This is a genomic window from Citrobacter sp., from assembly GCF_050252275.1.
GTDB classification, from domain to species: domain Bacteria; phylum Pseudomonadota; class Gammaproteobacteria; order Enterobacterales; family Enterobacteriaceae; genus Citrobacter_A; species Citrobacter_A amalonaticus.
Genome location: NZ_JBFWLF010000264.1, coordinates 1 through 6,447, shown reverse-complemented (window position 1 = coordinate 6,447; position 6,447 = coordinate 1). Strand labels below are relative to the sequence as shown.

At 55.1% G+C, this 6,447-nt stretch carries 10 protein-coding genes and 1 pseudogene; all 11 read left to right on the top strand.

Going from position 1 to position 6,447, the window contains the following annotated elements; genetic code table 11:
- On the top strand, nucleotides 1-1,257 hold a 1,257-nt coding region (locus AB7E14_RS18800; protein ID WP_428169787.1), incomplete at its 5' end, for a S49 family peptidase.
- Nucleotides 1,258-1,266: 9 nt separating this feature from the next.
- Nucleotides 1,267-1,596 (top strand): head decoration protein, encoded by a 330-nt coding sequence (locus AB7E14_RS18795; protein ID WP_094465318.1) that lies wholly within the window; start codon nucleotides 1,267-1,269, stop codon nucleotides 1,594-1,596.
- Nucleotides 1,597-1,666: 70 nt separating this feature from the next.
- Nucleotides 1,667-2,692, top strand: a complete 1,026-nt coding sequence (locus AB7E14_RS18790) for a major capsid protein (RefSeq protein ID WP_044266877.1) — start codon at nucleotides 1,667-1,669, stop codon at nucleotides 2,690-2,692.
- A gap of 46 nt (nucleotides 2,693-2,738) precedes the next feature.
- A complete protein-coding gene (gpFI, locus tag AB7E14_RS18785; protein WP_316961788.1) occupies nucleotides 2,739-3,137 on the top strand; it encodes a DNA-packaging protein FI in 399 nt (132 codons plus the stop codon).
- An 11-nt stretch (nucleotides 3,138-3,148) separates the two neighbouring features.
- A complete protein-coding gene (locus tag AB7E14_RS18780) occupies nucleotides 3,149-3,502 on the top strand; it encodes a head-tail joining protein (RefSeq protein WP_316961787.1) in 354 nt (117 codons plus the stop codon).
- A gap of 9 nt (nucleotides 3,503-3,511) precedes the next feature.
- Entirely contained in the window at nucleotides 3,512-4,066 is a 555-nt protein-coding gene (locus AB7E14_RS18775; protein ID WP_192502372.1) for a phage tail protein, read from the top strand.
- Nucleotides 4,063-4,461, top strand: coding sequence for a phage minor tail U family protein (locus AB7E14_RS18770; RefSeq protein WP_044266885.1), 399 nt, complete (start codon nucleotides 4,063-4,065; stop codon nucleotides 4,459-4,461). The genes AB7E14_RS18775 and AB7E14_RS18770 overlap by 4 nt, the downstream gene beginning before the upstream one ends.
- 7 nt (nucleotides 4,462-4,468) lie before the next feature.
- Nucleotides 4,469-5,206, top strand: coding sequence for a phage tail protein (locus AB7E14_RS18765; RefSeq protein WP_316961786.1), 738 nt, complete (start codon nucleotides 4,469-4,471; stop codon nucleotides 5,204-5,206).
- Nucleotides 5,207-5,240: 34 nt separating this feature from the next.
- Nucleotides 5,241-5,654, top strand: a complete 414-nt coding sequence (gpG, locus tag AB7E14_RS18760; RefSeq protein WP_192502374.1) for a phage tail assembly chaperone G — start codon at nucleotides 5,241-5,243, stop codon at nucleotides 5,652-5,654.
- A gap of 8 nt (nucleotides 5,655-5,662) precedes the next feature.
- Nucleotides 5,663-5,977, top strand: a pseudogene (locus tag AB7E14_RS18755) (phage tail assembly protein T); the annotation flags it as partial.
- A partial coding sequence (locus AB7E14_RS18750) for a phage tail length tape measure family protein (RefSeq protein ID WP_428169786.1) occupies nucleotides 5,961-6,447 on the top strand: 487 nt, incomplete at its 3' end. The pseudogene AB7E14_RS18755 and the gene AB7E14_RS18750, both read left to right, overlap by 17 nt.

Sequence of the window (6,447 nt, the reverse complement as noted above, 5' to 3'; positions counted from 1 at the left end):
CCCGCCTATGCGCGGGTTTTCTTTTGCGCGCTGGCGGGCCAGTTGGGCATCACCCGTCTGACAGATACCGTTTCCGGCGTCACTCTCAGCGGTGAACAGATTGCTGAACCCCTTGCGCTTTTTGGTGACGATGAAGAGAGGGGGCCGCGCCCGTCACGAAGTTACCAGGTGATCGACGGTATCGCGGTTTTGCCGGTTTCCGGCACGCTGGTGAGTAAAACCCGTTCGCTGCAACCGTATTCAGGTATGACGGGTTACAACGGCATTATTGCCCGCTTACAACAGGCTATCAGTGATCCCGGCGTGGACGGCATTCTTCTGGATATGGATACACCGGGCGGCATGGTATCCGGTGCTTTTGACTGCGCTGACATTATTGCCCGCCTGCGGGATATCAAACCGGTCTGGGCGCTGGCAAACGATATGAACTGTAGCGCCGGGCAGCTTATCGCCAGCGCGGCATCCCGTCGCCTTGTTACCCAGACCGCCAGAACCGGTTCGATCGGCGTCATGATGGCGCACAGCAACTACGGTGCTGCACTCAAGACCAGCGGCGTCGAAGTCACGCTCATCTACAGCGGCGATCACAAGGTCGACGGAAACCCTTACGAAAAGTTGCCGAAGGATGTGCGTGCTGATTTTCAGGCACGTATTGATGCCACCCGACAGATGTTTGCTGAGAAGGTGGCCGGGTACACCGGCCTGACTGTTCAGGCGGTACTGGATACCGAAGCGGCGATTTTCACCGGACAGGAATCCATTGAGAACGGAATCGCAGACGAACTCGTCAATAACACCGACGCGCTCAGTGTGATGCGCGATGCACTTGATAAACGAAAGAAAATAACCCTCGGAGGAAATATGAAAACTACCACTGCATCCGCTGAAACAACTCAGCCTGTAGCGGACGCGTCAGCCGGCGTCACTGCCGACAGTGCGACGCCTGTCGCGACGGTAAATACTGCATCAGCCGATATCAGCGCGCAGGTTTCAGCGGCAGTAAATGCCGAAAACAGCCGAATTATGGGGATCCTGAACTGTGAAGAGGCGAAGGGCCGTGAATCGCAGGCGCGGGTGCTCGCGGCAACACCGGGTATGACGGTTGGAAATGCGCAACTGATCCTCGCCGCGGCGCCAGCGAGCGCGCAGGTCAGAACGGATACCGCACTTGATCGCCTGATGGACACCGCGCCTGGTGCTGTCAGTGCCGCCAGCCAGGCATCTGATACCGATGACCTGATGAACACACCTGTATAAGAGGTTCCAATGCCAAACGAAGAATTTAAGCATTATCAGCCGCTGGGTAACAGTGACCCGGCACATACCGCATCCGCACCCGGTGCCTTAACGGACAGTGTTCCGGCGATGACGCCGCTGATGCTTGATCCCGCCGCCGGAAAGCTGGTTGTCTGGGACGGTGCAGCCGCTGGTACAGCGACAGGCATTCTTGCGATTGACGCCGATCAGAACAGTGCTCAACTGACGTTCTTTAAAACGGGCTCTTTCCGGATTGAAGATGTGTTGTGGCCTGATGCAGCGGCAACCGATAACGTCAGACGTAACGCCTTCGCCGGTACCTCCATCAGTATTGTGTGACCCCTTAACCAGCCAGTTATCTCCATCCATAAAGGCCGCATGAGCGGCCTTTTTTCTACGGGAAAAAACTATGTCTATGTATACCACTGCCCAGTTGCTGGCGGTTACCGAGAAAAAATTCAAATTCGATCCGCTGTTTCTGCGTATCTTCTTTCGCGAAAGCTATCCGTTTTCCACCGAAAAAGTTTACCTTTCTCAGATCCCCGGCCTGGTGAATATGGCGCTGTATGTGTCGCCGATTGTCTCCGGGAATGTGATCCGCTCACGCGGCGGTAATACTTCCGAATTCACGCCGGGTTATGTGAAACCGAAGCACGAGGTAAACCCGCAAATGACGCTTCGTCGCCTGCCTGACGAAGATCCGCAGAACCTCGCCGATCCGGCATACCGCCGTCGCCGCATCATCCTCCAGAACATGAAAGATGAAGAGCTGGCGATTGCGCAGGTTGAAGAGATGCAGGCGGTTTCTGCTGTGCTCTACGGTAAATACACCATGACAGGGGATAAGTTTGACCCGGTTGAGGTGGATATGGGGCGCAGTGCCGTCAACAACATCATCCAGGCGGGCGGGGCGGCATGGTCCGGCAAAGACAAAGAAACGTATGACCCGACGGAGGACATTGAAGCGTACGCGCTTAATGCCAGCGGCGTGGTCAATATTATTGTTTTTGACCCGAAAGGCTGGGCACTGTTCCGCTCTTTCAAGGCAGTAAGAGAGAAGCTGGATACCCGTCGTGGCTCAAACTCCGAGCTGGAAACCGCGCTCAAGGACCTGGGCAAGGCGGTGTCTTACAAGGGCATGTACGGCGATGTCGCGATTGTGGTTTACGCCGGGCAGTACATTGAAGGCGACGCCAAAAAGAACTACCTGCCGGATCTTTCTATGGTGCTGGGCAATACTCTGGCGCGCGGTCTGCGTACCTATGGCGCAATTCAGGACGTTGATGCACTGAATGCCGGTATCAACTCCTCCACGCGTTATCCGAAAAACTGGATCCAGACCGGCGATCCGGCGCGTGAGTTTACGATGATCCAGTCTGCGCCACTAATGCTGCTGGCCGACCCTGATGAATTTGTGTCGGTAAAACTCGCGTAATTCCTCTCGTATGGCCCTCCGGGGCCATTTCTCTGGAGCACTATCCATGACAGCAAAAGAAAAACTGGTTGAGCGCCTGAAAGCGCTTGGCGCACAACTTGGGCGTGATGTGAACGTTACCGGCACTATCGAAGAACTGACGATGCGGGTTGCAGAGCTTGAGGAAGAGCTTGACGACGGTAGCGATGACGAACAGTCCGGTGATAACGGGATTAACGCGCAGGAAAACGTCACGGACAATCCTGATGATGATCAGGCGCAGGAGAAACCCGCGGTAACGGATGCCGGGCTGGTGACGGTTATTACGCGCGCCACCCTGCACATTGATGCGCTGCATGAAACAGAAAATACGCCTGTCGCCATCGCCGTGACAGGGATGTCGATCCGCGTTCTGCCGCATGAAGCTGAAGCACTGATTGCTGGTGGGCTTGCCAGCGAAAAATAACCGGGGGCGACGTGGCTGATTTCGACAACATTTTCGATGCTGCTCTGTCCCGTGCCGATGGTGTTATTCGTAGCGCTATGGGGGTGGAAGCCTCAGTGACTTCCGGTGAAATGGCGGGGCAAACGATACGTGGCGTTTTTGATGATCCTGAGAGTGTCGCGTATGCGGGCAGTGGTGTCCGGGTGGAAGGTACAAGCCCGTCATTATTTGTGGAGACATCTTCTGTCAGCGAGATGCGGCGCCCCGATACCCTGGTGATCAACGGTTCGTCTTACTGGGTTGACCGAATCGGGCCGGATGATTGCGGAAGCTGTCATCTTTTCCTCGGTAAAGGTTCGCCGCCGGGATCAAACCGACGGCGTTAAGGGGAAAGCATGTCCATTAAAGGTCTGGAACAGGCAATCGCAAACCTGAACAGTATCAGTACTACTGCCGTGCCGCGTGCTTCTGCGCAGGCGGTTAACCGTGTTGCGACACGCGCGGTTAATAAAAGCGTCTCCGTCGTATCGAAAGACACCCGGGTGCCACGCAAGCTGGTTAAGCAGCGCGCCAGGGTAAGGCGTGCCACGGTGAAGAAGCCGCGGGCGTTAATCCGTGTAAACCGGGGTAACCTGCCGGCGATCAAACTCGGTACCGCCAGTGTCAGACTTTCCCGCCGTAAACGTGACAAGCGAGGGGCAAACAGTGTGTTGCGTATTGGTCCGTTTCGTTTTCCGGGCGCATTTATTCAGCAACTGAAAAACGGTCGCTGGCATGTTATGCGGCGAACGGCAAAACCCCGTTACCCGATTGAGGTCGTCAGCATCCCGCTGGCGGTGCCACTGACAACGGCGTTTAAGGATGAACTGCCAAAACTGATGGAAACCGATATGCCCAAAGAGCTACGGGCATCCCTTAAAAACCAACTCAGGCTGATTCTGAAACGATGAAACACAGTGATATCCGACAGGCGATTATCGATGCCCTTGAAGGGACTATCGGTCATGGCGCGATTTATTTTGACGGCCGGCCGGTGGCATTTGAAGAAAATGAATTTCCGGCAGTGGCTGTTTTTCTGACGGACGCAGAACCAACAGATGCTGTCCTGGATGCAAATGAATGGCAGGCCACCCTGCATATCGAAGTTTTTCTGCCTGCCCAGGTCCCTGATTCCGAACTGGATGAGTGGATGGAGTCCCGTGTTTACCCGGCTATGGCGGATATTCCGGCGCTGGAGGGGATCGTTACGCTCATGAATGTCCTGGGGTATGACTACCAGCGCGATGAGGATCTGGCGCTGTGGAGTTCCGCCGACCTTAAATATTCCATTACTTACGAAATGTGAGGATGCTATGCCAACACCAAACCCGCTTGAGCCTGTAAAAGGTGCAGGCACCACGCTGTGGATTTATACCGGCACGGGGAATCCGTTCGCCAACCCGCTTTCGGATATTGACTGGAGCCGCCTGGCGAAAATCAAGGATCTGACGCCGGGAGAAATGACGGCCGAATCGTATGATGATACCTATCTCGACGATGAAGATGCAGACTGGAGTGCAACGGCTCAGGGGGAAAAATCAGCCGGGGATACGTCCTTTACGCTGGCATGGAAGCCGGGTGAAGCCGGCCAGAAAGACCTGGTAACCTGGTTTAATGATGGCTCGGTCCGCGCTTACAAAATCAAATACCCGAACGGTGCTGTTGATGTGTTCCGCGGCTGGTGCAGCAGTCTCGGCAAGGCGATCCCTGCCAAAGAAGTCATCACCCGCACAGCAAAAGTCACCAACACCGGCAAACCTGGACTGGCAGAAGAAAGCGGCGCGCCGGTTGTTCCGGTAACCGGCGTCACGCTGGATAAAGAGACTGCAGCGGTGGGTATTGGTAACACGACCACCGTGGTCGTCGGGATTACTCCTGCAGGGGCATCAGATAAAACCTTCCGCCTTTCCTCATCCGATCCGTCAGTGGCGACAGCAACTGCCAGTGATGACACCGTCACGATTACGGGTGCGGCTGCAGGTACCGCAGATATTGTGGTCATGACCAATGATGGCCTTTTCGTGGCGATCTGCAGCGTAACCGTTTCCTGAATACCGGGGCTTCGGCCCCGTCCCGGAGTTAATTATGTTTCTGAAAAGCGAACCGCTAAAGCATAACGGTGCGAGCGTTACGTTGTATGAGCTGTCGGCGCTGCAGCGTATTGAGCATCTTGAATACCTGAAAAAAATTGAAGCCGTTGAGGAAGGGGATATCCAGACAGCAATGGAAACCACTGTGCGCGGCAGCGCGTTTGTGGTGGCGATGTCGCTGTGGCACGCCCATGCACTGAAAGGCACGCTGCCTGGTGGTGCCGCCGAAGAAGTTAAAAAAATACAGGATGAGGTGCTGTCCACCTGGCCTCTTGAGGTGCTGGCACTGGCTGAATACAGGATAAAAATCCTGTCCGGTATGTTACCGCCGCCAGAAGACGTTCCTGAACCTGAAAGCGACGTTCAGGCAGAGCCGGTCACCGCGGAAAAGTCCTCGCCAGCGAGCTGACGTTCGTCATGAAGCTGGCGCGTGAGTTCAGTCGTCCTGACTGGCGCGCAATGCTGGCTGGCATGTCCTCCACGGAATACAGCGACTGGCGTATTTTCTACCGGGACAACTATTTTCATGACGTGCAGCTTGATGCTCACTTTTCAGGTTTGCTCTACACCCTTTCATCGATGTTTTTCCGTGACCCGGATTTGACTCCTGCCATCTTCAGCATACTGACACCGGCTCCCGACGATTTGCCGCCGGAAGAGCCTGATGACGATATGTTGATGGCGAAGGCGTCAGGAATGACAGGAGGCGTTCGCTATGGCCCAGACGGCAGTCGGGGATCTGGTTGTTAACCTTGACGTTAACTCGACAAAATTTAATGAACAGATAACCCACGTTAAGCGACAGTTCAGACAAACAGGGGATGCGGCTAATGATACGGAGTTACGTATCCGGCAGGCGTTCTCGCGTCAGGAAATTGCGGCAAAAAAAGCCGGTCTTTCCGTGGGGCAGTACTCGAATGCGATGCGTATGCTTCCTGCTCAGTTTACGGATATCGCGACGCAGCTGGCGGGCGGGCAGAGCCCCTGGCTCATTATGCTGCAGCAGGGCGGACAGGTTAAAGACTCATTCGGCGGGATTATTCCCACGTTCCGGGCTTTGACGGGAGCCATATCTCCGCTGATGGTGGGTGTTGGCGCATTGTCAGTGGCAACGGGGGCGCTATTTTATTCGTGGTACCAGGGCTCATCCACGCTTTCAGATTTCAATAAAACGCTCGTTCTTTCAGGTAATTCAGCAGGCC

Bases quoted from the DNA above. Each gene is read 5' to 3' on its own strand.
- AB7E14_RS18775 (WP_192502372.1), top strand. From the start codon at position 3,512: ATGTCCATTAAAGGTCTGGAACAGGCAATCGCAAACCTGAACAGTATC.
- gpG (WP_192502374.1), top strand. From the start codon at position 5,241: ATGTTTCTGAAAAGCGAACCGCTAAAGCATAACGGTGCGAGCGTTACG.
- gpFI (WP_316961788.1), top strand. From the start codon at position 2,739: ATGACAGCAAAAGAAAAACTGGTTGAGCGCCTGAAAGCGCTTGGCGCA.
- AB7E14_RS18770 (WP_044266885.1), top strand. From the start codon at position 4,063: ATGAAACACAGTGATATCCGACAGGCGATTATCGATGCCCTTGAAGGG.
- AB7E14_RS18795 (WP_094465318.1), top strand. From the start codon at position 1,267: ATGCCAAACGAAGAATTTAAGCATTATCAGCCGCTGGGTAACAGTGAC.
- AB7E14_RS18790 (WP_044266877.1), top strand. From the start codon at position 1,667: ATGTCTATGTATACCACTGCCCAGTTGCTGGCGGTTACCGAGAAAAAA.
- AB7E14_RS18765 (WP_316961786.1), top strand. From the start codon at position 4,469: ATGCCAACACCAAACCCGCTTGAGCCTGTAAAAGGTGCAGGCACCACG.